The following is a 24,261-nucleotide window of genomic DNA, read 5'->3' as shown; positions in this document are numbered from 1 at the left end:
TTAAATTATAATTTTTGCTTTAAATCCTTTTTTGGGTTCAGAATCAAAAGTAATAGTTCCGTTTACAGAGTTTATACGGTTTTCCACATTAAATAAACCATTCAATTTTTTAACGATACAACCAATACCATTATCATTATATTCAATAGTTAATTTGTTATTGGTTTGATTAAAATTTAACAAAACAATTGAAGCTTTACTGTGCTTCTTCATATTGGTCATTAGTTCTTGTAATACTCTATAAATAGCTGTCTTTTTTTCATTTGAAACTTTATTCCAATTCACTTTAGAAATGTTTCTCGTTATTACATTTACATTATTGTCTTTATAACTTAACAGTAAATCTTTAAGGAGCTCATTAAAATTCTTTCCAACATTCATTGCACTATTTTCCCTAGAAATATCTCTTGTTTTAGTATAAATTTCTTCTAAATCGTCAAGAACTTCTTCATTAATATTTGCATTCGTCTGCAGTTTAGTCATTACATGGTAAACATCATTAGCAACTTCATCATGTACTTTTTTAGAAATTCTTGTTTCAGTAATATAAATTTGCTGTAGTTTTTCTTTTTTATGACGAGATTTTAAGATGTAATATGAAAATATTGAAGTTAATAATATAAACACTCCAACAGCTAAATAGATAAACTTTAAACGCTTTTGTTTTTCTTTTTCTAACTTGCTTTCTGCAAGCATCCGTTTGGCTTCTTCAGCTTTTCTTTTCTCTTCAGAAAAATCATATTTCATTGATGCAAACTTATTTTCATTTAATTGACTTGCCATTGAAATACTATCGGTTATTTTTTTATACTCTAAAATTTTAGAGTTATTTTCCATTTCAATGATTAAAGACAGAGCATCTAATTGATAGCTTATGTTTTGTTTTTCTTTTCCAATAGCTAACACTTTATTTGCATAAAGTAATGCTTTTTGCTTTTGATTTCTATCTTTATGATATTCAGATAAATGTAAATAACTAGCAATAATACCAGGAAGATACTCTTGTTTTTTTCTAATTTCTAAGGCTTCTAATAAATTATTATATGCATCTTCATAATTTAATTTTGCCTTTACATAGCCTAAATTACTTAAAGCTCTTGCAATTTGTTTTTTATCATTACTTTTTAAACTTTTTTGATAAACTTCTGTAAAGAAATTAAAAGCCTTTTTGTATTCTTTTTGCTCTTTATAAATATAACCAATGTTATTTAATAGGATATTTTTATGTTTAGGAGCTTCTGTTAAAGCTAAAGACTTCTCATAGTATTCTAAAGCCTTATTATAGTTACGAGCGTTTCTATAAATAATTCCTAAATCATTATATAAACCTATTCTAGCTTCTTTAGTGGTGTTGGTAGTATTTAATAAATCAAGTAATCTTAGAGCTTCTACGGCTGAAGCTTCTGCATTATTATATGCCCCTAATTTTTTTTGAATGATAGTTATAAACCTTAGGTCTTGGATAGCTGTAATTGTATCATTATTTTTTAAACTCCATTCCTTATGCTTATCATAATATTTATAAGCTAAAATTATCTCTGACTTTTCTTCTGTTCTATAAAATAGATCATAATAATACCGTAAGCTATCATTAGGTTTTTCCGCTTGACTCCAACAAAAATTAAAACCACTAAAAAGTGAAAATAAAAAGAGGAATGAAATTCTTAACTTTTTCATTCCTCTAAAATAATAACTAATTTTAAGTTATTTAATCTTTATTCCTTGGTTTTTAAGGATTAACAGGAGGAGGTGGTGGTGGAATTTCACCTTCATCATCTCCTCCAGTATCTTGATATAATTCTGATTCTTCTAAAAGAGTTTCATTATCATCTATAGTACAAGACGTAAATCCTAAAGTAAGGAAAACCGTAAGCATAATTAAAATTATTTTTTTCATTTTGTTGTATTTAAAAATTTGACAATAGTGTTGCTGTTCGAGTATTTCATCGAATCATTCAATTGTGTTTAAACACACATAAAAGGCCTTTGGGAAGTGAAGAGAAGAGTGTAAAGTGTAGCAAGCACTTCCCGGTTCAAGTCACTAAACACTCAACTCTATTTTCAGAAAAGATGAAGTATTTTAATTCATATAATTTTAGATTAACTTGTTCATCAATTCTGGTACAAACTAACTTTAAAAACTTGGGAAGCCCGGGAAGAATACAGGAAACTAATAAGAAAGATTTAGGAGACTTTTTTCTTATTATTTTCCTCCATAAATGCAACTAAAATCAAACTACCATGCATCAAAAAATTGTAGAAGAGGCATTCTCTAAAATAAGAGAGGAAGCACAAACCAAAGAAGGAGTTAAATTGTCTAAAACGCAAGCTTCAGAGTATTTATCAAACCTATTAAATGACGAGTATAAAGTTCAATTTGGAGATAGGAGATTACGGGATGTTTTAAATAATGTTACTGAGATTAAACAATCAGATGTTTTAAAGGCTTTGTGCAATTTTTTAGGACATGAAGATTATCAATCCTATTTAAAAGATAAATTTCCGGAAAAGACAAAAGAACAAAAGGATATAACTACAACAGAGATAAAGAACAGAAATTTGAATGATTTTATAGAGAGAAATAAGATTGTCATTATTGTTGTAATACTAATATTGTTATTAAGTTTTACGTATGTTTTTTCTGTACAAAAACAGCGTTGGATGGTTTGGAAAGAGGATCACTATGAAGAAGTTAGTTTTGATCCAAAAAAATATGGCATAGGTCAGTTAAAGTTATACAAAGAAGAGAGGATAGAAAATTTTAAAAAAATTAAAGGAGAATGTGATTATACTTTTTTTAATAATGGAGAGATTAAAGTATGGTATGGTAAAAATAATAAAGGAGAATTAGAACTGTTTACTTCAATTGGATTACATCCAGAAACAGGAAAAACACTAAAACCTATTACAAAATATATGATTAGAAAATATATATGTCCTGATTTTGATAAGTAGATTATTAATTGGGAGTTGAAAAGAAAGAAAAATATTTTTGACTTTGTTTGCAGCTGGAACTATTCAGAAATATGAGCATTGTCATTTTAAAAACCTTTTTCAGGTTATATTTTTGGTGTTTTAATATTTAAAATGTTTAAAATGTTTAAAATGAAAAGGATACTGTTCGCTACCGATTATTCAGAAAACACGGTTTCAGGTTTAAAATACGCTTGTAATCTTAGTGAAAAACTAAATGCGAGTTTATTTGTAATTTATGTATCTAAAAAAAAGTCTGATAAATCTCATGAAGTTGAATTAGAAAACTTTTGTAGAGAACATTATGATCTTGATTTAGACAAACTTGATATAAGTTTTGAAGTAATAGAGAGTAATTCAATTGAAAAAGGAATTACCAATAAAGCTAAAGAACTAAATGCAGATGTTATTATAACCGGATCAAAAAGTGAAAAATTAATAAAAGAACTATTATTAGGAAGCACAATTAAACATTTAATAGATAAAGCACCCTGTCCCGTTCTAATGGTACCTAAAAAAGCAAAAGTAAGAGAAATAAAAACTTTTGTTTATGCTTCTGATTTTGAAGAAAGTGACATTAAAGCAATCGATAAGTTACTTAAACTAGTAAAACCATTTAATGCAATGCTTAAAATTGTGCATTTTTCAAAAGATGAGAATATAGAAGAGGAAAAGATGGAATGGTTTAAAGAACTACTTCGTGAAAAAATTTCATATGATAAAATAGAAACAGACGTATTGATTTCAGATAACATTTTTAACAATTTAAGATATTATCTAGGAAAGAATAAAGCAGATATTGCAGTAATGTTAGAACGAAAACCACGGAAGTTGGTAAAGAAACTATTCCATGCTGATTTGGTTAAAAAAATGGGTACACTGAGTAATTTTCCACTAATGAGTTTTAACGAAACTAACTTGTAAAAAGTTATGTTTAAAGATAGAATAGAGGCAGCAAATCAACTAGCAAAAAAATTACAATATTTAAAAAATGAAGATGTTGTAGTGTTAGCAATTCCTAGAGGCGGACTTCCGTTAGGATATGTTATTGCTAAAGAGTTGAACGCTCCTTTAGATATTGTTCTTACTAAGAAAATTGGTCATCCAACAAATAAAGAATACGCTATAGGAACGGTTAGTTTATCAGGCGTAGTTTTAGGTCAAGAGTCTTAAGATATATCAAAAGAGTATATTGATTATGAAATTTTCAAAGTAAGAGAGAAGTTAAACAAACGACTTAAAAAATTTTACAGAAATGTTTCTCCCAAAAGCGTAAAGGCAAGAACAGTAATTATAACCGATGACGGTATAGCCACAGGAAACACACTTTTGGTGACTATTGAATTGGTTAAAAATGATAATCCGGCTAAAATAATAGTAGCAGTTCCGGTTGCTCCACTCAAAACCGTTAAAAAAATTAAAAACTCACTGTACGTTGATGAAGTGATATGTTTAGAAACACCTACTTTTTTTAATGCTGTAGGAAATCACTATAGAAATTTCAATCGAAGTTAGTGACGACGAAGCTATTCGTTATTTTGAGGAAGCGAACGAACAAAAATATTTTGATATTGGTAGTGTTTGAAACAAAAAATCCCGAGTAATTTTACTCGGGATTTTTAAATCTGTGGTCCCACCTGGACTCGAACCAGGGACCACCTGATTATGAGTCAGGTGCTCTAACCAACTGAGCTATAGGACCGCCTAAATATTAGGACTGCAAAAATAAAAACTTTTTTGAATAAAAAGCTATTTTTTACACTTTTCTACTCATTAAATTATTCCCAAAATCTATTAAGCCTTGTTTAGCATCATCAGTAATAGCTATGTTTTGTAAATAGCCAAAGGCCTTATTTGTGTAATACTCAATGAGTTCTTGTGTTAAAGCGGGAATGTCATTTTGTTCAAAAATACGAGTTACCTCAGTAATTTTTATTGAATTTTCTTCTAATTTCTGATTAAAGAAAAACTTTAATTTCTCTTTGTCAGTAGCATCAGCCACTTCTAAACTTTTTAAATAGAGGTATGTTTTTTTATTTTCAATAATATCACCACCTACTTGTTTTCCAAAAGTTTTAGGGTCACCAAAGGCATCTAACAGGTCATCTTGTAATTGAAATGCAATTCCAAGGTTTAAACCATAATTGTATAAGTTATTAGCCTGCTCATCATTAGTCTTGGCAACAATGGCTCCCATTTTTAAAGCAGCTGCCACTAAAACTGATGTTTTTAAAGTAATCATGTTAATATACTCATCAATAGTAACATCATTTCTAGTTTCAAAGTCAACATCTAATTGTTGCCCATCACACACTTCAAGAGCTGTTTTACTAAATAATTGTGCTAATTTTTGAAAAACAATAGGTTCGTAGTTTTCAAAATATTGATAAGCTAATATTAACATGGCGTCACCAGATAAAATACCTGTGTTAATATTCCATTTTTGATGAACGGTTTCTTTTCCTCTTCTTAAAGGGGCTTCATCCATAATATCATCATGCACTAACGTGAAATTATGAAAGGTTTCTACTGCCATTGCCGCAGGTAAAGCCTCCTTAACAGTCCCCGAAAAGATGTCAGCTGCTATTAAAGTTAAAAGCGGACGAACTCTTTTACCTCCTAATTGTAAAATGTATTCAACTGGAGTGTACAGGTTTTTAGGCTCTTTGTTAAATGTTTGAGTTTTTAAATAGGCATCAAAAGCCAATTGATACTTTGATAAATCCAAATCTTGAAATTTTTTGTAAAAATAAGGCAATCTGAAGAATGTTTTTAACGGAATGTTAAAAAATCATTAAAACTTAGGAAACTTTTTTTGTTTCTAAAGTTTCCTGTTGTATTTTTGCCGTCGATTATGAGAGAAAAAATTTTAGATAAAGCTGGAGAAATGTTTTTAAACCTAGGGTTTAAAAGTGTTACTATGGATGATATAGCCAGTGAAATTGGTGTTTCTAAAAAGACAATTTATACTCATTTTAAGAATAAAACCGATTTAGTAAAGGAAGTTACCAACTATATGTTTGATAATATTTGTTGTGGAATTGATTTAATTCATGAGCAAGAAAAAAATCCGATTATTGAATTGTTTGAAATTAAAAGATTTGTTATTAATCACTTAAAAAACGAAAAATCGTCACCACAATATCAACTTCAAAAATATTATCCCAAAATATTTTCAGACATTAAAAAGAAACAATTCGATTTTATGCAAAATTCAATTAAAGAAAATTTACAAAGAGGATTAGATCAACAACTTTTTAGAGATACTATTGACGTAGAATTTATATCACGAATTTATTTTTATGGTATGACAGCAATTAAAGACAATGAATTGTTTCCTACACAAATGTTTTCACAAAATGAGTTGTTAGATAAGTATTTAGAATATCATTTACGAGGAATATGCACAAACAAAGGAATAGAAGTTATAGAAAAACAATTAAAAGAAATTAAATAGATGAAAAACGTATTTTACTTAGTCTTTCTTTTTGTAGGATTAAGCTCTGCAGTAGCACAAGATACCGCCTTAAAATTATCATTAAACGATGCAATTGATTATGCAATTAAAAACAATTATGATAACAAAGTAGCGGCTAAAAATATTGAAGCAGCAAAAGAAAAGAAATGGGAAACAACTACAATTGGGTTACCACAAATTAATGGTAAAGCAGATTATCAAAGTTGGATAAAACAACAAGTACAACTAATAGACTTAAATGGAGATGGAATTGATGAGGAACTTGCATTTGGGCAAAAGCAATCATTTGATGCGTCAGTAACTTTAAGTCAGTTGTTATTTGATGGCTCTTATATTGTAGGTCTTCAGTCAGCCAAAACATATTTAAAAATTTCTGAACAAGCTAAGGAGAAAACAGAATTAGCTACTCGTGAAGCGGTAATTAACGCTTACGGAAATGTACTAGTAGCAGAAAAATCAATTGAAATTTTTGAGAGAAATAAAGAAGTTTTAACTAAAAACTTAAATGAAACTCAAAAAATTTATGAAAATGGTTTAACGGAATTAGAAAACGTAGAGCAATTACAAATAACCTTAGGAACCTTAGAAAATAACTTACGAAATGCACAACGTTTAAGAGAAATTGCATATCAGATGTTAAATATCTCTTTAGGAAATCCTATTAATAAAAATTTAGAATTAACAGATACTTTAGAAAGTTTAACAACAGAAAACACAGATCTATCACTACTTACAAAAACGTTCAATATAAACGAACATATAGATTATCAAATAGCAGAAAATGATAGAGAAGCGAAACGCTTATTAATGAAACTAGAAAAAAGCAAAGCATTACCAACATTATCTGCATTTGTTAATTATGGAGCTATTGCTTATTCAGACTCTTTTACATTTTTAAAGAGCGAGCAACGTTGGTTAGACTATTCCTTATTAGGAGTTTCTTTAAACATTCCAATTTTTAGTAGTTTAGGAAGAACCTCTAAAACAGCACAAGCTAAAATAGAGTTAGAAAATGCTGATATTCGTTTAGATGAAACCAAACAAAAATTGAATTTACAAGCAAAAACAGCTAAAAGTGAATATCAATTAAGTATTGAAAATTATGAAACTGCTAAGAAAAACCTAGCCTTAGCAGAGCGTATTGAAAAGAAACAAGAAATCAAATTTTTTGAAGGAATTTCTTCAAGTTTTGATCTTTTGCAAGCGCAAAATCAATTATACAGCCAACAAAACAATTATGTACAATCTATGCTTAATGTTATTGCAAAAAAAGCAAAACTAGAAAGCGCATTAAACTTACCAATAAAATAATCAACTAATGAAGAAGACATTAATTACAGCATTAAGTATAGTTCTTTTAATTTCTTGTGGAAAAAATAAAGAACAATCAGTTCAAGAAGTTTTAGATTCAAATAACTTAGAACAACTAAGAGCTAAAAAAGACCAATTAGATGAACAACAACAAAGTTTAGCAGCAGACTTAAAATTGTTAAATCAAAAAATTTCAGAACTAGACACTAACAAAAAAGTACCATTAATAACCGTTATTAATGCAAAAGAAAATTCGTTTAATCACTTTTTAGAATTGCAAGGGAGTGTACAAACTAAAAAGAACGTTTTAGTATACCCTGAAGTTGCAGGACAGTTGGTAAGTATTTACGTTCGTGAAGGTCAACAAGTAAATAAAGGGCAAGCACTTGCTAAAATTGATGATGCAGGAATGGGTAATCAATTAGCACAGTTAGAGGCCAATGCAGAATTAGCTAAAACCACATATGAACGTCAAAAACGTTTATGGGATCAAAAAATAGGCTCAGAAATTCAGTATTTACAAGCAAAAACCAATTATGAAGCCCAAATGAATGCGGTTACTAATTTACGTAAAAACATTGCAAAGTTTACCATTAGAGCACCATTTGCAGGAATTATTGATGATGTAATTAAAGAGCAAGGTACCGTAGTTGCACCAGGAGCAGGAGCAGAAGTTTTTAGAATCGTAAATTTAGGTGATATGTATATTGAAACAGATGTGCCAGAGAATTACATAACTTCAGTTACTAAAGGAAAAGATGTTCAAGTTGAGTTTCCTATTCTAGGAAAAACAGTAAACTCTAAAATTAGACAAGCAGGGAATTTTATCAATCCGGCTAACAGAACCTTTAAAGTAGAAATAGGGGTATCTAATAAAGATAGAAGTATAAAACCAAACTTAACCGCAAAGCTTAAAATTAACGATTATACCAATCCTTCAGCTATTTTAATTCCTCAAAGTATTATTTCAGAAAATGCAGGAGGAGAACAGTATGTATATGTAGTTGAAAACATTAAAGATAGTGTTGGTAAAGCAAAACAAGTAGTAATTGAAACAGGAAAAACACAAGGAGATATTATTGAAGTTGTTAAAGGAATAACTAACGGAGATACTATAGTAAATGAAGGAGCACGTAGTGTAAAAAACGGACAAGAAGTTAAAATATTAACTGTTGCTAACACCAAGTAACCAAACTAAACTACACCGTAATGACAGAGCAACAAAAGAAAGTAGATAAAGAGTTTGGGTTATCAACCTGGGCTATTAACAATAAAACAACCATCTATATAATGATGGTTATTATTCTCTTTTCTGGTATTTCAGCATTTTTAAATATGCCTAGAGAAGATTTTCCGGAAATTAAGGATACTAAAATTTATGTAAACTCAATATTTCCAGGAAATACTGCTGAAGATATTGAAAAGCTGATTACAGATCCCTTAGAGGAAACATTAAAAACAGTCAGTAATATGACTAAAATAACATCGACTTCACAAGAAAATGTATCGATGATTATTTTAGAGTTTGATGATAATATCAGTATTGAAGAAGCCAAACAAAAGGTAAAAGATGAGGTAGACCAAAAAGTTTCAGGTGAAGATTGGCCTACATTTAACGGAGCTAAAGTAGAACCAAATGTGTTTGAGTTGGTAATGTCAGAAGAAATGCCAATTTTAAATATCAATATTTCGGGAGATTACACTGTAGAGCAGTTAAAAGAATATGCTGAATATTTGCAAGATGAAATAGAAGATCTGGATGAAATCAAAAAAGCTGACATCCGTGGTGCTGAAGAAAAAGAAGTAGAAGTAGCAGTTGATATTTATAAAATGATGGCTGCTCAGGTAAGCTTTCAAGATGTTATTCAAGCAATAGGAGGAGGAAATACAACTATATCTGCCGGAAATATAATTACCAGTGGTCAACGTCGTACCATTAGGGTTTTAGGAGAAATCAAAGACCCAAATGAATTAACAAACTTTGTAGTAAAATCAGAAAGAGGAAACTCTATTTATTTAAAAGATATTGCTACAGTTTCATTTAAAGACAAAGACAAAACTACCTATGCGCGTGAGTTTGGAGAAGCTGTAGTAATGCTAGACGTTAAAAAGCGTACAGGTAAAAACATGGTAGAAGCAGCAGAGAAAATTAAAGAAATTGTAAAAGATGCGCAAGCCAATGTGTTACCAGCCAATTTAAAGGTTTCTATTGCTAATGATCAATCTTCAAAAACTATTGGTCAGGTAGATGATTTGGTTAACAACATTATTTTTGGGGTAATACTAGTAGTTACCGTATTAATGTTCTTTTTAGGATTCAAAAATGCATTGTTTGTAGGATTTGCAATCCCAATGTCTATGTTCATGTCGTTAATGATTTTGAATGCTATGGGATATACAATGAATACCATGATTCTTTTTGGATTAATTATGGGGTTAGGGATGTTAGTAGACAACGGAATTGTGGTTGTTGAAAATGTATATCGTTTGATGGATGAAGAAGGGATGAGCAGAATTCAGGCAGCTAAAATGGGTATTGGAGAAATTGCCTTCCCTATTATTATTTCTACGGCAACCACTGTAGCAGCTTTTATTCCTTTAGGGATGTGGCCTGGAGTTATGGGGCAATTCATGAAATATTTCCCAATAACTTTATCTGTAGTATTAGGATCCTCTCTTTTTGTAGCTATATTCTTTAACTCAGTAATGGTGTCTCAATTAATGACTACAGAAGATAAAGACATGCCATTAAAAAGAATTATCATGCTAACATCTATAATGGGAGGCATAGGTTTGCTAATTTTAATTTTTGGAGGTAGTTATAGAGCTTTAGGAACATTAATGGTTTTTACAGCTATAATGCTTTGGGTATATCGTATGTTTTTAAGACCATTAGCAAACAAATTCCAGAATCGTGTTTTACCACGTTGGGAACGCTTTTATGAACGTATGTTACGTGCGTCTTTACAAGGGTGGAGACCTTATATTATAACTATTGCAACTGTTATTTTATTAATTTTTGCATTTGTAGGCTTTGGAGCATCGGTGGCTACCCAAAGAACTAAAGTAGAGTTCTTTCCAGATAATACTCCTAACCAAGTAATTGTATATGTTGAATATCCGCAAGGAACGGATATTGAAAAAACCAATGCCATTATGATGGATTTGGAAGAACGTGTAGAAAAAATATTAAACTCTCCTGAGTATATGGAAGGAGATGATTATAATTTTCTAGTTGAGAGTTCGGTAACCCAAGTAGGTGCAGGTGCAGGTAATCCACAAACAGATGGAGGTTCTACCGCAGAAATGCCACATCGTGGTAAAATTGTGGCTACGATGCGTGAATATAAGTATAGAAAAGGAGCGGATAGTAAAGAGCTAAAAAGAAAAGTTACAGAAGCATTAAAAGACATTTACCCAGGGTTATCTGTTTCTGTAGAAAAAGATCAAAACGGGCCACCGGCAGGCTACCCAATTAATATTGAATTAGAAGGTAAAGATTACGATGAATTGATTGTTACCGCAGAAAAAATGCGTGATTTTATTAACTCTAAGTCTATTCCAGGAATTGCAGAATTAAAAATAGATGTTAATAAAGACAAACCAACCATGTTGGTAGATGTAGATCGTAAAAAAGCTGGTGAGTTGGGTATAAGCGCATCTCAAGTAGGGCAGCAGCTGCGTAATTCAATTTTCGGTAGTAAAGCAAGTGTATATAAAGAAGATGGTGAAGATTATGATATCTATGTTCGTTTTAATGAAGATATAAGATATAATACAAGTGCAATCTTTAATCAAGCCATTACGTTTAGAGATATGGCATCTGGACAAGTTAAAGCTATTCCGGTTTCGGCAGTAGCTAGTCAAAAGAATACTTCTGGGTTTAGTGCAATTAAACATAAAAATGCAAAAAGAGTAGTAACAGTATATTCTGCTCTATCTCCCGGGTATACAGATGCAGGAGCAATAGTTTCAAAGGTACAGCATGAAATGAAAACTTTTGAAGCATTGCCAGAAGGAATTAAAATTGATTATACAGGTCAAATTGAAGAACAAAATAAGCAGATGGCGTTCTTAATGGGAGCCTTTTTCTCAGGTTTAGGTTTAATTTTCCTGATTTTAATTTTTCAGTTTAACTCGGTATCAAGACCAGCTATTATCATGCTAGCAATCTTCTTAAGTTTTATTGGAGTATTTGGTGGTATTGTAGCTTCAGGAGCATCATTTGTAATTATGATGACCATGATGGGTATTATCTCTTTAGCAGGTATTGTGGTGAATAACGGAGTAGTATTATTAGATTATACTCAGTTGTTAATTGATAGAAAGAAAGTTGAGCAAAACATAGATGAAAATGAATTTGTTAATATAAAAACACTTAATGAATCTATTGTTAAAGGAGGAAAAGCACGTTTGCGCCCTGTATTATTAACAGCAATTACAACCATTCTAGGATTAATTCCTTTAGCTATAGGTTTTAATATTAACTTCTATACATTATTTAGTGAATTTAATCCAAATATTTACTTTGGAGGAGATAATGTAATTTTCTGGGGACCACTAGCATGGACCGTTATTTATGGATTATTTATAGCAACATTTTTAACCTTAATTGTAGTACCTATATTATTTTATTTGGTTACTAAGTTTAAAATGTGGCTACGTTCTATTATATAATTGATTTTTTGTTAACTATAAAAAGGTTGAAAAGGTTTTTGCTTTTCAACCTTTTTTATTTTTAGCTATTCTGTACTTTCGTGTTATGAAAAAGCAAGTAATATCGGTAGAGGAAGTTAAACGTAAATTAGAACAGTACTGTGTTTATCAAGATAGATGCCATAAAGAAGTGGAACAAAAGCTGTTTGAGTACGATTTAATTCCGCAAGCAAAAGATATGATATTATTGCACTTACTGGAGCATAATTTTTTAAATGAAGAACGCTTTGCAAGAAGTTTTGCTCGAGGAAAATTCCGAATTAAAAAGTGGGGAAAACTACGAATTGTAAGAGAGTTAAAGCTTAGAAATATTACGGAATATAACATTAAAACTGCTTTAAAAGAAATTGATGAGCAGGAATATATAACTACACTTTATGAGTTAGCTGAAAAGAAAAACGACTCAATAAAAGAAACAAATATTTTTAAAAAAAAGAAAAAACTCATAGACTATTTGAATTACAGAGGCTATGAGTCAAATTTAATTTTTGAAGCGGTAAATGCTACTGTTAGTTAGTTTTTATATTTTAATAAAAAGATGGAGTCTTTTTCTTGTTTAATTTTTATCAATTCTCTAACATCATCATTAGGCACAGTAACCGATAACACATAGTGTTTTATTTTCCAGTTTGAGTTTTTCTTTTGCACAACTCCAGATCCTCTGCAAACACCCATCCAAGTATCTAAAAGTTCATCAAACCAAACAAATTCACCTCTTTCATCAATATAAATATTTCTATCAATTGTGGTGAAAGACCAAGCTTTACCTTTATCAAAGTAAGGTTTGCTAAAGTTTTCAAATTGCTGTTTACTCCAAATTTCTGCAGCATCTGTACCCACAAAAACAGAAACAGAATCCATAGCAGTAAAATAATTTGAATAATTAGCTTCAGCAGCTGCTTTATGCCAATCATCTAATAATATATTAACTTCTTGAGTGAGTTGAGTAGTATTAATTTTGCTGTCAACGGGTTTGTTACAAGAAACAGCTACTAGTAAAATCAATGATAAAGTCAGGAATCTAATTTTCATCTTTTTTATTTTGAAGTAAGGATTTTTTACGTAAAAAAGCTTTCTTTTTTTCTAAACTAACAGGATTTGCTCTTTGAATTTGTTTTTCTGGTTTTTTAACAGTTTTAGGTTCAGTCTTTTGTTTGTTGTCAATAGAATCTAACTGAAAAAAATCTTCTAATTCAATCTCTTCATCAAATAATTTCTTCTGATAAATGGTGTTTATCTTCTCATTAATACTGCTAAAAATAAGTATGTATTTGTCTATTTGTAAATTTATTTCTTTAGCAGTAATAGCAGGAATCATAGTCATATCATATAAACGTAACGCTTCATTTTCCAAAACATTTACACGAGCTTTAAATGCAGGAGTTTTAAAATCTTTTATTTTAATACTATCCTTCATTTTTTTAGTAAGGTCTTTTAATTCAACCGCATAGTTTAGTGCTTCTAGAGGAGAAATATTTTCAAAACGTGTTAAAAGTTCTTCCACATCTTTATATTCTTTCCAATTTTTAATTTCTTTTTTAGAATAAGAAGATAACGCTGCGTAGTTTTTATGTTTTACAACTACATTCATTTCGGGTTTTTTAGCATCTACAGCAACTTTTTGAATATTTTTTTTACAACTTGTAGCTAGAAAAAATAGAGAAATTAAAAGTAGAATTTGTTTAAACATATTTTGGTTTTTGTAGGCGTAAAATTACATTTTTTTAATGGTTTTCTTATCAATGAAAAGTTAATGCTTCACAATCAATAGCTTAAATGGGTGTTTTACGGATAGTTAAAAAATAATAAAATATAATTACGAACTTTTAAATTTAATAACTTTGCAACGTTAAATTTATGAACTTTTAAAAATGAGTAAAACCATTTTAATTCTTGGTGCTTGCGGACAAATTGGAACAGAGCTAACCCAAAAACTTCGTTCAATTTATGGAAATGATAACGTAATTGCTTCTGATATAAGAGAAGGTAATGAAGAGTTAATGAGCTCGGGGCCGTTTGAAATTATTGATGCTACCGACAAAGACACTATTTTAAAAGTCATTAACAAGCATAAAATCACACAAGTATATTTAATGGCAGCAATGCTTTCTGCAACTGCCGAAAAATATCCGCAAAAGGCTTGGGAATTAAATATGAATTCGCTTTTAGCTGTATTAGATTTAGCTAAAGAAAAGCATATAAATCAAGTATACTGGCCAAGTTCAATAGCAGCATTCGGACCAACATCTCCTAAAGTAAATACTCCGCAACAAACGGTTATGGAACCTACAACGGTTTACGGAATAAGTAAAATTGCTGGAGAACATTGGTGTAATTACTATCATGAAAAATTTGGAGTAGATGTACGTAGCATTCGTTATCCAGGAATTATTAGCTGGAAAACAAAACCAGGAGGAGGAACTACCGATTATGCTGTAGATATTTATTTTAAGGCAATTGAAGAAGGTAAATACGAATGCTTTTTAGCTGAAGATACTTGCTTGCCAATGATGTATATGGATGATGCTGTAAATGCCACGATTCAATTAATGCAAGCAGGTGCTAAAGATGTTAAAACCAGAACTTCCTACAATTTAGCAGCTATGAGTTTTACTCCTGAAAAAATTGCTTCTGAAATCAAAAAGCATATTCCGGAATTTGAAATTTCTTACCAACCGGATTTCCGTCAGCAGATAGCTAATAGCTGGCCACAAATTATTGACGATTCAAGTGCTCGAAAAGATTGGGGCTGGCAACATAAATTTGATTTAGCAACAATGACTCAAGAAATGCTGAAAAATATTAGTAAACAAGAACAAACAGTATAAGCTTTAGTTATATTTGCTGCATGTTTGTTGAAATCAATTCGTTATCTGACGATGCTAGAGTGTGGGTATATCCGTCTAGCCGAAAATTTTATCCGCAAGAAATAGAAGAGCTTAAAGAAAAGCTCAAAGATTTTGTTTCTAATTGGAAGAAAGAAGATGAAAACTTTAAAGCTTCGTTTGATTTAGTCTACGACCGATTTATTGTTTTTTTTGCTGATGAAGATTCGCAAATCACTAATCAAGATTTAGATACTCAAGTGGTTTTTATATTGCAATTGCAACAACAATATGAAGTTGAATTGTTAGATAAAATGAACGTTTGTTTTAAGCAAGGTGAATTTGTGCAGTACAAAGAGGTAAAAGAATTTAAAAAGCTACTAAAAAGCAAGTCGGTTAATGATAAAACCATTGTTTTTGACAACCTTATCCAAACAAAATACGACTTAGAAAATTATTGGGAAGTACCGATTACTGAAAGCTGGTATAATCGTTTTTTGTAACGGTTTATGTAGAATTGCGTCCTATATGAAATTCAAAAATAATTATTATGGGAGGAGAAGGAAGTATGCAAGCTATGAATACAATTCTCAAAAATAATAGAGAATTACTTCGTAAAAAGCGCACATTTGATAAAGAAAAAAGTTTTTCATCTATAACTGATTCAAAATTAAATTTCAAACAAGTTGATGAAAAAGAATTAGAAAAAATAAAGAGAAGAATAAGAGAAAAATCTATGAAAGATAGAAGAAATTCTAGACTTTTTTTAATTTTAGTACTCGTTCTACTCTGTTTTACATTTTACTTCTTATTTAAAGATTTTTATGTGGACTTCGATATTTTTATGAGAAAATACTGATTAATAATTTTAATCCTTTAAACTATCAACAAATTCATCGATACTCTGTGCATCATCTACTGAAAAATCACCAATTTTTGTTCGGCGTAAAACCGATAAATGGGCTCCAGAGTTCAAGGCTTGACCAAAATCATGCGCTAAAGAACGAATATAAGTACCTTTACTACAAACCACTCTAAATTCAACATTAGGCATATCAATTTTAGTGATTTCAAACTCGGTAATTTCTACTTCACGAGCTTTAATTTCTGTAGTTTTTCCTTGGCGAGCTAATTCGTATAAACGTTTACCATCTTTTTTAATAGCAGAAAAAATGGGTGGTTTTTGTTGAATTTTACCCATAAATTGTTCAGTAGTTTTATGAATTAATTCATCAGTAATGTGCTCTGTTGGAAAAGTTTTATCAATTTCAGTTTCTAAATCGTAACTAGGAGTAGTGGAGCCTATAACAAACGTTCCGGTATATTCTTTTATTTGACCTTGATAGGTTTCAATGTTTTTAGTCTGTTTTCCTGTACAAATAATTAATAAACCTGTGGCAAGCGGATCTAAAGTTCCGGCATGACCTACTTTTATCTTTTTTAAATCAAAACGCTTACGAATGTGCCAACGTAATTTATTAACTACTTGAAAAGAAGTCCATTCTAAAGGTTTGTCAATTAATAGTATTTTTCCGTTTTTAAAATCTTCTGCAGTATTCATAATTAAAAAAATAGTGAATAACCTATGGCAATTAAACCTACAATTGCACAGTAAATAGAAAAATAAGAAAGTTTACTTTTTTTAACCAATGCAATCATCCAATTACACGCTAATAAACCTGCAATAAAAGCGGCTATAAAACCAGCAGATATGGGAATTATTTGAGTAGATTGAAAATTAATATCACCACTTAAAATGTCTTTTCCAATTTTTCCAAAGATAAGTGGCACAACCATTAAAAAAGAAAATCTTGCAGATTTTGTTCTGTCAATACCTAACAATACTGAAGTAGAGATGGTGGCTCCAGATCTTGATATTCCTGGTAACATTGCTATTGCTTGCGAAACACCAACAATTAGTGCATTTTTGAAAGAAACATTTTTATCTGTATTTTTTGCTTTATCGGCTAAAAGTAAAAGTAAAGCCGTGATTAAAAGCATTACACCAACAAATAAAACTTTGCCTCCAAAAAAAGCTTCAAGCTGCTTTTCAAACAATAATCCAATTATTACCGCAGGAATCATTGAAATAATGATTTTAAGTGAAAATTGAAATTCCTCATTCCATTTGAATTGAAATAAACCTTTAAAGATTTCAAAAACTTCTTTTCTAAAAATAACCAAGGTACTTAAGGCGGTTGCAAAGTGTAAAACTACGGTAAAGGTTAAGCTTTCTTCTGGAACAGAGTTATCTCCTAAAATGGCTTTTGCTAATTCTAAATGACCGCTAGATGAAACTGGCAAAAACTCAGTAAGTCCTTGAATAATTCCAAGGATAATTGCTTCTAAAATATCCATGTTTATTTTTTAGGATTTGTTAAGATGGCATAAATTTCTATTCCGAAACCAATAAGAACTAATGTTGGAGCTAAACGAATACGTCTCCAATTATAAATTTCTGGATTAAAAACATTTGGGTCGTCACTACCTCCACCTGCCATTAATATAAATCCGAGTGCAATTACAGCTAAACCAATTAGCATGAACATATAATTTCTTTTACCGAACAAAAATTCGGACTTTTTATCTTTTCCCATTTTAATAATATAAATCGTTGGTTTGAAGGTTTAAAAATCTTTGTGTAGCAAAGAAAGTGCTGATCCATGTAATAATGAATGATACCAAAAAGATTCCTGCAACTAAATAGGTTAAAGAGAGGTAATCTTTAACTAACTCTAAAGAAGGAATATATTTATTGATATAATAAATTACAATTGCTAAACCTACTAAAGCAATTATTGCTGCTATAAAACCTAATTTAACACTTTGCCAAATAAATGGGCGACGGATAAAGCTTTTAGTAGCACCTACCATTTGCATGGTTTTAATGTTAAAACGTTTTGCATAAATTGATAAACGAATAGAGCTGTTTATTAAAATGATAGCTACCAAACCAAAAAATCCGCTGAGTATCAATAGCCAAAAACTAACTCGTTGAATATTTTTGGTTAATTGCTTTACTAAAGGTTTGTCATAAGAAACATCGGCAATAAAAGCATTTTGCTTGAATTCTTTTTCCAAAGCTTCCATTTTATCAGCAGTTACATAATCAGCTTTTAAATACAGATCAATTCCATTTTTTAGAGGATTATCACCTAAAAATTCTAAGAAATCTTCACCAAGATCTTTTTTATAAGATTGTGCAGCTTCATCTTTAGAAATAAAGAAGATGTTTTTGGTGTATTCCTTTTCTAATAAAGCTTGTCTGAATCCTTCAATTTGAGCTTTTGTAATACTGTCTTTTAAAAATAAAGACATTACTACCTCTTCTTTAAAATGATTGGCTACTTTGTTAGATTTTAAGAGGATTAAACCTAAAACACCTAACATAAATAAAACAATTGCAATACTAATGATAACGGAAGCATACGAAGAACGTAGGCGTCGTTTTTGAAAAGAATCATATGAGTTAGTCATATTTTATATTACAATTTTATGGTTGCAAGATACAAATTATTGATAGTGATAAAGGTTAAAAACTACTTAATGTCTTGACAAAGCTCAATTAACACTCCGTTAGTAGTTTTTGGGTGTAAAAAAGCAACTAATTTATTATCAGCCCCTTTTTTAGGAGTTTCATTTAATACAGTAAAACCTTCTTTTTTTAACCGATCAATTTCACTTTTAATATCTTCTACTGCAAAAGCTATATGATGAATGCCTTCTCCTTTTTTTTCTATGAATTTAGCTATGGGGCTATTTTCTTTTGTGGCTTCTAATAGCTCAATCTTGTTAGGGCCTGATTTAAAAAAAGATGTTTTAACCCCCTCACTTTCTACTTCTTCAATTTTATAGTGAGGTTTACCAAACAAAGAAGCAAATAATTGGTTAGATGTTTCCAAGTCTTTTACGGCAATACCAATGTGTTCAATTTTCTTCATAAGGTAAAAATAAAAAAACGCCTCAATACAAAAAAATATTGAGGCGCTGAAGTATTACAATTAACTATAAATACAAATTAAACTAACCCAGTATTAGTAATACTTCTTAAAAAGAATATTAAAAACACCTTAACAAATCTGCTGAGGTGTTTTTGCAATTTTCCCCGGAAATAAACCTGAAATCTGATTTTATTTTTGACAAAGATGTAATTTGTTTAATACTATTACAAGGGCTTAAAGCTTAAAAAATGAAGAGTGTTTTTCATTATTGATGAAAGGTGTTTTTCCTGTTTTTGTTAATGAGGTTGACGTGTAGTAGTTTGGTTTTTAGTTAATTATTGGTTGTGTATGTTGTAAATATCAATAATAACAACATATATTTAAGGAGTTAATTTAAAATTTAATATTATGAAAAAAACTAACCTACTACCACTTATTGTTTCAATTATAATGATTGGAATATTAGTAACTTCTTGTAAACAAGAAAAATGTGATTGTGAGAATCAAAAAATAGATGTTGAGTCAATTGAAGGATATTTTTGTTATCCCGCTGCCGAAAGTCGCCCACCTGTAGCTTTAAATTACAAAGAGATAGTTAATATGTTAACTAAGTATGATACTACTCGAATACAACCTTTAAAAGATGCTTTAGGTTATTATGATAGTAGAATTAATACGTATGATTTTAATAATTTTGTACATTACCTAAATTATATTAAAAAAAAGAGTAAAAAAGCTAAAATTAAAATTTCAGGGATAAGTTTTATATATGCAGCAAAATCAAACTACAATGATACTGGAAAGAGTTATCAAGATTTAATATATATACCTACCACTACAATAAATGGAAATCAAATACCTTTTGATGCTGTTCTTTCTGCTGAGAGAGATAGTTTGGTAACTTTTAAGGCTGCTTTAGCAGAAAACGGTTATAAATGGATTTATGATAGTAAAGACGATTTTGAAAATGGAAGAAGCCAAGAAAAAAATCATAACTTTTTAAGTCGAGAAAAAAGTCAGGTAAGCTCAAATACTGTGTTAGATGCAGAAGATAGTGGAGCTGGAAATGTTGCTCATTTACGCCCTCCATATTAACAATGCAATAAAAGTTGTTTATGCAAATAGAAAAAGTAACACTTATACCACAAATGGTAGCAGCTTTAATAAGTTTATTTTATTTTAATAAAAACAAGAGTTTTTTTTATAAGCTGCTTACCATTTTTTTAGTTTTAACGTTAATTGTAGAAGTGTTGGGTTTGTTTTTAACAAAAATTAATAAGCCCAATTTTGTTGTTTATCAATTTTACATCTTAATTCAATTTCCGTTACTATTTAGTATGTATTACAATATAATAAATGATAAAACATGGTTGAGGTTTTCTAAAATTTTGTTTGTTTTTTTTCTGTTAGTTTGGGTGCTTATTTTTTTAGATAAAAGATTTTTTTTCTATACCCAAATTGTGGGATCTATTAATATAGGACTATTGGTTTTCTTATATTTAAAAGAATTGCTATTATCAGAAAAAATTTTAAATTATAAAAAAATACTATCATTTTGGGTAACTGTTGGCTTTGCAGTTTTTTATTTACCGTCAATACCTTTTTTTAGTATGTGGGGGTATATGAAAAGTAGAGGTCTTTTTCCGATTTTACATATCTTAGTTATTTTAATGAATAGTATCATTATTTTTGGATTGTTATGGAGCAACAGAAAGGAGAAATATTAATTATAACTACGCTAGTAATTATTATAATTGTTATATTCCTAATTTCACTTTTTACTGTTTTTCAACGTCGTAAAAATACTTTATTACAAGAAAGAGAAGAGGCCAAAAAAAAATATGAGCAAGAAATAGCTGAAACACAAATTGAAATAAGAGAAGAAACATTAAGAAATATTAGTTGGGAGTTGCATGATAATATTGGGCAGCTCCTCACTTTAGCCAAAATACAGCTACAAAATGCTACACCAGATAATATCAATGAAATATCTGAGACTATTAGTAAAAGTTTAAGTGAGATTAGATCGTTATCAAAACTCATAAATCCTGAATTTATTAACAAGATAACATTAAAAGAAGCATTGCATTTAGAGGTTGAACGTTTTAATCGGTTAAACTACATAAACGCAAAGCTAAATGTTAAAGGAAAGGAAAAACAAATCAATCAAAAACACGGAATTATTATTTTTAGAATACTACAAGAGTTTTTTTCTAACACCATAAAACATGCAAAAGCATCCAATTTAAATGTCACATTAAAATTTAAAAAAGATAATTTAGAAATTATAGCTCAAGATGATGGTATTGGCTTTGAAATGAATAAAGTAGTAAGAAATGGAATTGGAATTCAGAACATTAAAACAAGAGCAGAACTTATTAAAGCCGAAGTTAATTTTGAGTCTAAGCCCCAGCAAGGCACAATTTTAAAAATAAATTATTATATTTAAGAACAAAAATCCCTCCCCAACGTATCTTATAATAACCTAACCTGTTAATTACTATGAAGTATTCAGTTGTTGTTGTAGATGACCATACGTTATTATCACAGGCAATAGAGGGTATGGTTAATACTTTTGACAAATTTAAAGTATTGTACACATGCAAAAACGGAAAAGAAGTTGAAGAAAAATTTTCTACCTCTCCAAAAAATATTCCCGATATAGTATTGGTTGATGTTAATATGCCTGTAATGAACGGTATAGAAACTACAAAATGGATTGTGGAAAATCATCCGCATGTTCACGTAATGGCATTGTCTGTAGAAGATGCTGATGGAACTATCTTAAAAATGCTCAAAGCAGGCGCTGTAGGCTATCTTCTTAAAGATACCAAAAAAGAAATACTTGAAAAAGCATTGCTAGAAATGATGGAAAATGGTTTTTATCATACAAGAGATGTAACTACGCTACTATTAGATTCTGTAGCTGGGAAAAACAATAAAAGTACTATTGAGTTCAAAGAAAATGAGCTAAAATTTATGCGTTTAGCATGTTCTGAACTTACCTATAAAGAAATTGCAGAAAAAATGTTCTTAAGTCCAAAAACAATTGATGGTTACAGAGATAGTTTGTTTACAAAACTTGATGTTCGTAATAGAGTAGGACTTGTAATGTATGCCATTAAAAATAAAATTTATACCCCATAATTATTTAAAAAGCTTCTTTGGATTGATTATTGTATTTCTGCCAAAAAATAATCAGTAAATTTGCCGTATGGAAGAAACAAACAGACAACGAAAAATTGCGGGCGTATTACAACAAGACTTAGTTGATGTATTACAACGTGCCGCTCAAGATGGAATGAAAGGGATTATTATTTCCGTATCTAAAGTGTCGGTAACTGCCGATTTAGGTGTGGCAAAGGTATATTTAAGTGTTTTTCCATCAGAAAAAAGAGATGAAATTATTAAAGGAATAAAATCTAATACTTCGTTGATTCGTCATGAATTAGCAAAACGAACCAGAAATCAATTACGTAGAATGCCTGAATTGCTATTTTATGGAGATGATAGTTTAGATTACATTGAAAATATAGATAAATCCTTAAAAGGAGAAGATGACAATCCTATTAAAAACCCAGATATTTTACCGCGTCGTCAAAAACGATAATACACATCTATATTGAATTTCCCCTTTTACATAGCTAAAAGATATCTGTTTTCTAAAAACAGTACCAACGCAATTAATATTATAACCATTATTGCAATGATAGGGGTAATGGTTGGCGCTTTAGCCTTATTTGTTATATTGTCAGGCTTCTCAGGGTTAAGAACGTTTAGTTATTCATTGTTAAATGCCTCTGATCCTGATATAAAAATAACAGCATCAAAAGGAAAATCATTTTTATTCTCTCCTGAAATAAAAAATGAATTAGAACATAACTCTGAGATTAAAACCTATTCTCGTGTACTTGAAGAACGCATTTTTTTAAAATATAAGGATAAAAACCAAATAGCATACATAAAAGGTGTTGATGCTAATTACAACCATGTAGTACCAATAGACTCTTCATTAACATTAGGAACATGGATTGATACGGAGTTTAAAAATACAGCGGTAATAGGATATGGCATATCTTATAAGCTGTCTCTTAGTGTATTTAATTTTGGGGAGCCTTTAGAAATTTATGTACCAAAACCAGGAAAAGGATTTTTAAATGTAAACAATGCTTTTAATAAAGTAAATGTTCAAATTATAGGAGCATATACAGGAGCTGAAGAATATCAAAATAAATATGTGTTTACAGAGTTAGGGGTGGCTCAAAAATTATTAAAATATGAGCCTGATCAAGTTTCAGCAATAGAATTAAAACTTACCAACCTAGAGCATATTGATAACGTTAGAGATCAGTTGCAAAAAAAAATAGGTAATGAGTATAATGTTGAAACTAGAGCGCAATTAAATGCATTGTTTTATAAGGTGATTAATACTGAAAACTTTGTTTCCTATTTAATTTTTACATTAATCATTATTATAGCTTTATTCAATGTTATTGGAGCAATGATTATGATGATTATTGACAAGAAAAAAAATTTAATTACACTATTTAATTTAGGAGCAAATCTTAATGAGGTGAAAAAAATATTTGTTATACAAGGTTTTTTACTAACATTAATAGGTATGACCATAGGTTTAGTGTTGGCAACTATTCTAGTAGTAGTTCAACAGCAGTTTGGGGTATTTATGATAACACAATCCATTCCCTATCCTGTAGAATTTAAAATATCTAACTTGCTAATTGTTATGTTAACCATAACAATCTTAGGCTACTTTGCTTCAAAAATTGCCAGCTCAAGAATATCAATAAATTTCATAGCTAATAAATAGATGAAAAACCTAGCTAGGATTTAAATTTTTTAATACAATTAAATAAATGTTTCTTTTTATTGATCTCTTTGTAATTTTAAGACGAGATTTACTTTATGTTTCATTTATCAACTTATATAATTTAAATTTTTCTATTTAAAAGATAATCAATCAATTACTTTTTGCTAAGATATAATAAATGCCTTTTAA

General features: G+C 29.7%; 25 protein-coding genes, 1 tRNA gene and 1 pseudogene. 16 read left to right on the top strand and 11 right to left on the bottom strand.

Translation table 11 applies throughout. From position 1 onward, the window contains the following. Window positions 1–1,677 (bottom strand): tetratricopeptide repeat protein, encoded by a 1,677-nt coding sequence (locus SLH33_RS09125; protein WP_320418774.1) that lies wholly within the window; start codon window positions 1,675–1,677, stop codon window positions 1–3. A gap of 52 nt (window positions 1,678–1,729) precedes the next feature. Further along, window positions 1,730–1,897, bottom strand: a complete 168-nt coding sequence (locus tag SLH33_RS09120) for a hypothetical protein (protein ID WP_320418773.1) — start codon at window positions 1,895–1,897, stop codon at window positions 1,730–1,732. A gap of 344 nt (window positions 1,898–2,241) precedes the next feature. On the opposite strand from SLH33_RS09120, the gene SLH33_RS09115 reads away from it, so the two are divergent. The 3 genes and pseudogenes from SLH33_RS09115 (at window position 2,242) to SLH33_RS09105 (ending at window position 4,488) form a co-directional block, all read left to right on the top strand. Beyond that, complete coding sequence (locus tag SLH33_RS09115; RefSeq protein ID WP_320418772.1) at window positions 2,242–2,955, top strand: hypothetical protein; 714 nt, start codon at window positions 2,242–2,244, stop codon at window positions 2,953–2,955. Window positions 2,956–3,105: 150 nt separating this feature from the next. Further along, a complete protein-coding gene (locus SLH33_RS09110; RefSeq protein WP_320418771.1) occupies window positions 3,106–3,897 on the top strand; it encodes a universal stress protein in 792 nt (263 codons plus the stop codon). A 6-nt stretch (window positions 3,898–3,903) separates the two neighbouring features. Next, window positions 3,904–4,488 (top strand): annotated as a pseudogene (locus tag SLH33_RS09105) (phosphoribosyltransferase). A gap of 113 nt (window positions 4,489–4,601) precedes the next feature. On the opposite strand, the gene SLH33_RS09100 reads toward SLH33_RS09105, so the two are convergent. Both SLH33_RS09100 and SLH33_RS09095 read right to left on the bottom strand, forming a co-directional pair. Next, window positions 4,602–4,675, bottom strand: a tRNA-Ile gene (locus SLH33_RS09100). Between the two features lie 54 nt (window positions 4,676–4,729). Beyond that, window positions 4,730–5,701, bottom strand: coding sequence for a polyprenyl synthetase family protein (locus tag SLH33_RS09095; protein WP_320418770.1), 972 nt, complete (start codon window positions 5,699–5,701; stop codon window positions 4,730–4,732). A 126-nt stretch (window positions 5,702–5,827) separates the two neighbouring features. On the opposite strand from SLH33_RS09095, the gene SLH33_RS09090 reads away from it, so the two are divergent. From SLH33_RS09090 to SLH33_RS09070, 5 genes are all read left to right on the top strand, one after another. Continuing rightward, complete coding sequence (locus SLH33_RS09090) at window positions 5,828–6,430, top strand: TetR/AcrR family transcriptional regulator (protein ID WP_320418769.1); 603 nt, start codon at window positions 5,828–5,830, stop codon at window positions 6,428–6,430. After that, the gene (locus tag SLH33_RS09085) at window positions 6,431–7,762 is read left to right on the top strand and encodes a TolC family protein (RefSeq protein WP_320418768.1); all 1,332 of its coding nucleotides are present in this window, start codon (window positions 6,431–6,433) and stop codon (window positions 7,760–7,762) included. Between the two features lie 7 nt (window positions 7,763–7,769). Next, window positions 7,770–8,951, top strand: a complete 1,182-nt coding sequence (locus tag SLH33_RS09080; RefSeq protein ID WP_320418767.1) for an efflux RND transporter periplasmic adaptor subunit — start codon at window positions 7,770–7,772, stop codon at window positions 8,949–8,951. A 20-nt stretch (window positions 8,952–8,971) separates the two neighbouring features. Further along, window positions 8,972–12,439, top strand: a complete 3,468-nt coding sequence (locus SLH33_RS09075) for an efflux RND transporter permease subunit (RefSeq protein WP_320418766.1) — start codon at window positions 8,972–8,974, stop codon at window positions 12,437–12,439. 85 nt (window positions 12,440–12,524) lie between these two features. Continuing rightward, window positions 12,525–12,995 (top strand): regulatory protein RecX, encoded by a 471-nt coding sequence (locus tag SLH33_RS09070; protein WP_320418765.1) that lies wholly within the window; start codon window positions 12,525–12,527, stop codon window positions 12,993–12,995. Here the strand turns inward: SLH33_RS09070 and SLH33_RS09065 are convergent. Next, window positions 12,992–13,510 (bottom strand): nuclear transport factor 2 family protein, encoded by a 519-nt coding sequence (locus SLH33_RS09065; RefSeq protein ID WP_320418764.1) that lies wholly within the window; start codon window positions 13,508–13,510, stop codon window positions 12,992–12,994. The two genes, SLH33_RS09070 and SLH33_RS09065, sit on opposite strands and share 4 nt — an antisense overlap. Continuing rightward, window positions 13,500–14,168, bottom strand: coding sequence for a hypothetical protein (locus SLH33_RS09060; protein WP_320418763.1), 669 nt, complete (start codon window positions 14,166–14,168; stop codon window positions 13,500–13,502). Before SLH33_RS09060 ends, SLH33_RS09065 begins: the two co-directional genes overlap by 11 nt. A 181-nt stretch (window positions 14,169–14,349) precedes the next feature. On the opposite strand from SLH33_RS09060, the gene SLH33_RS09055 reads away from it, so the two are divergent. From SLH33_RS09055 to SLH33_RS09045, 3 genes are read left to right on the top strand one after another with little or no spacing between them, the layout of a single operon-like run. Beyond that, the gene (locus tag SLH33_RS09055; protein WP_320418762.1) at window positions 14,350–15,306 is read left to right on the top strand and encodes an NAD-dependent epimerase/dehydratase family protein; all 957 of its coding nucleotides are present in this window, start codon (window positions 14,350–14,352) and stop codon (window positions 15,304–15,306) included. A 20-nt stretch (window positions 15,307–15,326) separates the two neighbouring features. Then, on the top strand, window positions 15,327–15,806 hold the full coding sequence (locus tag SLH33_RS09050; RefSeq protein ID WP_320418761.1) for an ABC transporter ATPase: 480 nt from the start codon (window positions 15,327–15,329) through the stop codon (window positions 15,804–15,806). Between the two features lie 47 nt (window positions 15,807–15,853). Next, window positions 15,854–16,162 (top strand): hypothetical protein, encoded by a 309-nt coding sequence (locus tag SLH33_RS09045; protein WP_320418760.1) that lies wholly within the window; start codon window positions 15,854–15,856, stop codon window positions 16,160–16,162. A 9-nt stretch (window positions 16,163–16,171) separates the two neighbouring features. Here SLH33_RS09045 and truB read toward each other — a convergent pair whose 3' ends face one another. The 5 genes from truB to mce form a co-directional block, all read right to left on the bottom strand. Beyond that, a complete protein-coding gene (truB, locus tag SLH33_RS09040) occupies window positions 16,172–16,864 on the bottom strand; it encodes a tRNA pseudouridine(55) synthase TruB (protein WP_320418759.1) in 693 nt (230 codons plus the stop codon). Window positions 16,865–16,866: 2 nt separating this feature from the next. Further along, window positions 16,867–17,661: an undecaprenyl-diphosphate phosphatase gene (locus SLH33_RS09035; protein ID WP_320418758.1), complete on the bottom strand. Its 795-nt coding sequence runs from the start codon at window positions 17,659–17,661 to the stop codon at window positions 16,867–16,869. A gap of 2 nt (window positions 17,662–17,663) precedes the next feature. Next, on the bottom strand, window positions 17,664–17,900 hold the full coding sequence (locus tag SLH33_RS09030) for a DUF3098 domain-containing protein (protein ID WP_320418757.1): 237 nt from the start codon (window positions 17,898–17,900) through the stop codon (window positions 17,664–17,666). A 1-nt stretch (window position 17,901) separates the two neighbouring features. Beyond that, a complete protein-coding gene (locus SLH33_RS09025; RefSeq protein WP_320418756.1) occupies window positions 17,902–18,780 on the bottom strand; it encodes a cell division protein FtsX in 879 nt (292 codons plus the stop codon). Window positions 18,781–18,842: 62 nt separating this feature from the next. Further along, window positions 18,843–19,244, bottom strand: coding sequence for a methylmalonyl-CoA epimerase (gene mce, locus SLH33_RS09020; protein ID WP_320418755.1), 402 nt, complete (start codon window positions 19,242–19,244; stop codon window positions 18,843–18,845). A gap of 408 nt (window positions 19,245–19,652) precedes the next feature. Between mce and SLH33_RS09015 the strand changes: the two genes are divergently transcribed. From SLH33_RS09015 to SLH33_RS08995, 5 genes are all read left to right on the top strand, one after another. Next, on the top strand, window positions 19,653–20,339 hold the full coding sequence (locus SLH33_RS09015; protein WP_320418754.1) for a hypothetical protein: 687 nt from the start codon (window positions 19,653–19,655) through the stop codon (window positions 20,337–20,339). A 604-nt stretch (window positions 20,340–20,943) separates the two neighbouring features. Beyond that, the gene (locus SLH33_RS09010; RefSeq protein WP_320418753.1) at window positions 20,944–21,693 is read left to right on the top strand and encodes a sensor histidine kinase; all 750 of its coding nucleotides are present in this window, start codon (window positions 20,944–20,946) and stop codon (window positions 21,691–21,693) included. 53 nt (window positions 21,694–21,746) lie between these two features. After that, complete coding sequence (locus tag SLH33_RS09005; RefSeq protein ID WP_320418752.1) at window positions 21,747–22,391, top strand: response regulator transcription factor; 645 nt, start codon at window positions 21,747–21,749, stop codon at window positions 22,389–22,391. Window positions 22,392–22,458: 67 nt separating this feature from the next. Further along, entirely contained in the window at window positions 22,459–22,854 is a 396-nt protein-coding gene (gene rbfA, locus SLH33_RS09000) for a 30S ribosome-binding factor RbfA (RefSeq protein ID WP_320418751.1), read from the top strand. Window positions 22,855–22,866: 12 nt separating this feature from the next. Further along, window positions 22,867–24,072 carry an ABC transporter permease gene (locus tag SLH33_RS08995; RefSeq protein ID WP_320418750.1) on the top strand — a complete coding sequence of 402 codons (1,206 nt, stop codon included), beginning with the start codon at window positions 22,867–22,869 and terminating at the stop codon, window positions 24,070–24,072. Window positions 24,073–24,261 lie beyond the last annotated feature (189 nt).

Origin of the sequence: Tenacibaculum sp. IB213877, from assembly GCF_034043975.1 — a bacterium.
Taxonomy (GTDB): domain Bacteria; phylum Bacteroidota; class Bacteroidia; order Flavobacteriales; family Flavobacteriaceae; genus Polaribacter.
Note: the sequence above shows the minus strand (reverse complement) of the source record. Positions and strands in the feature narration are given on the sequence as shown.

Coding starts and splice junctions, on each gene's coding strand:
- SLH33_RS09125 (WP_320418774.1), bottom strand. CDS start 1,677: ATGAAAAAGTTAAGAATTTCATTCCTCTTTTTATTTTCACTTTTTAGT.
- SLH33_RS09120 (WP_320418773.1), bottom strand. CDS start 1,897: ATGAAAAAAATAATTTTAATTATGCTTACGGTTTTCCTTACTTTAGGA.
- SLH33_RS09115 (WP_320418772.1), top strand. CDS start 2,242: ATGCATCAAAAAATTGTAGAAGAGGCATTCTCTAAAATAAGAGAGGAA.
- SLH33_RS09110 (WP_320418771.1), top strand. CDS start 3,106: ATGAAAAGGATACTGTTCGCTACCGATTATTCAGAAAACACGGTTTCA.
- SLH33_RS09090 (WP_320418769.1), top strand. CDS start 5,828: ATGAGAGAAAAAATTTTAGATAAAGCTGGAGAAATGTTTTTAAACCTA.
- SLH33_RS09085 (WP_320418768.1), top strand. CDS start 6,431: ATGAAAAACGTATTTTACTTAGTCTTTCTTTTTGTAGGATTAAGCTCT.
- SLH33_RS09080 (WP_320418767.1), top strand. CDS start 7,770: ATGAAGAAGACATTAATTACAGCATTAAGTATAGTTCTTTTAATTTCT.
- SLH33_RS09075 (WP_320418766.1), top strand. CDS start 8,972: ATGACAGAGCAACAAAAGAAAGTAGATAAAGAGTTTGGGTTATCAACC.
- SLH33_RS09070 (WP_320418765.1), top strand. CDS start 12,525: ATGAAAAAGCAAGTAATATCGGTAGAGGAAGTTAAACGTAAATTAGAA.
- SLH33_RS09065 (WP_320418764.1), bottom strand. CDS start 13,510: ATGAAAATTAGATTCCTGACTTTATCATTGATTTTACTAGTAGCTGTT.
- SLH33_RS09060 (WP_320418763.1), bottom strand. CDS start 14,168: ATGTTTAAACAAATTCTACTTTTAATTTCTCTATTTTTTCTAGCTACA.
- SLH33_RS09055 (WP_320418762.1), top strand. CDS start 14,350: ATGAGTAAAACCATTTTAATTCTTGGTGCTTGCGGACAAATTGGAACA.
- SLH33_RS09050 (WP_320418761.1), top strand. CDS start 15,327: ATGTTTGTTGAAATCAATTCGTTATCTGACGATGCTAGAGTGTGGGTA.
- SLH33_RS09045 (WP_320418760.1), top strand. CDS start 15,854: ATGGGAGGAGAAGGAAGTATGCAAGCTATGAATACAATTCTCAAAAAT.
- truB (WP_320418759.1), bottom strand. CDS start 16,864: ATGAATACTGCAGAAGATTTTAAAAACGGAAAAATACTATTAATTGAC.
- SLH33_RS09035 (WP_320418758.1), bottom strand. CDS start 17,661: ATGGATATTTTAGAAGCAATTATCCTTGGAATTATTCAAGGACTTACT.
- SLH33_RS09030 (WP_320418757.1), bottom strand. CDS start 17,900: ATGGGAAAAGATAAAAAGTCCGAATTTTTGTTCGGTAAAAGAAATTAT.
- SLH33_RS09025 (WP_320418756.1), bottom strand. CDS start 18,780: ATGACTAACTCATATGATTCTTTTCAAAAACGACGCCTACGTTCTTCG.
- mce (WP_320418755.1), bottom strand. CDS start 19,244: ATGAAGAAAATTGAACACATTGGTATTGCCGTAAAAGACTTGGAAACA.
- SLH33_RS09015 (WP_320418754.1), top strand. CDS start 19,653: ATGAAAAAAACTAACCTACTACCACTTATTGTTTCAATTATAATGATT.
- SLH33_RS09010 (WP_320418753.1), top strand. CDS start 20,944: ATGGAGCAACAGAAAGGAGAAATATTAATTATAACTACGCTAGTAATT.
- SLH33_RS09005 (WP_320418752.1), top strand. CDS start 21,747: ATGAAGTATTCAGTTGTTGTTGTAGATGACCATACGTTATTATCACAG.
- rbfA (WP_320418751.1), top strand. CDS start 22,459: ATGGAAGAAACAAACAGACAACGAAAAATTGCGGGCGTATTACAACAA.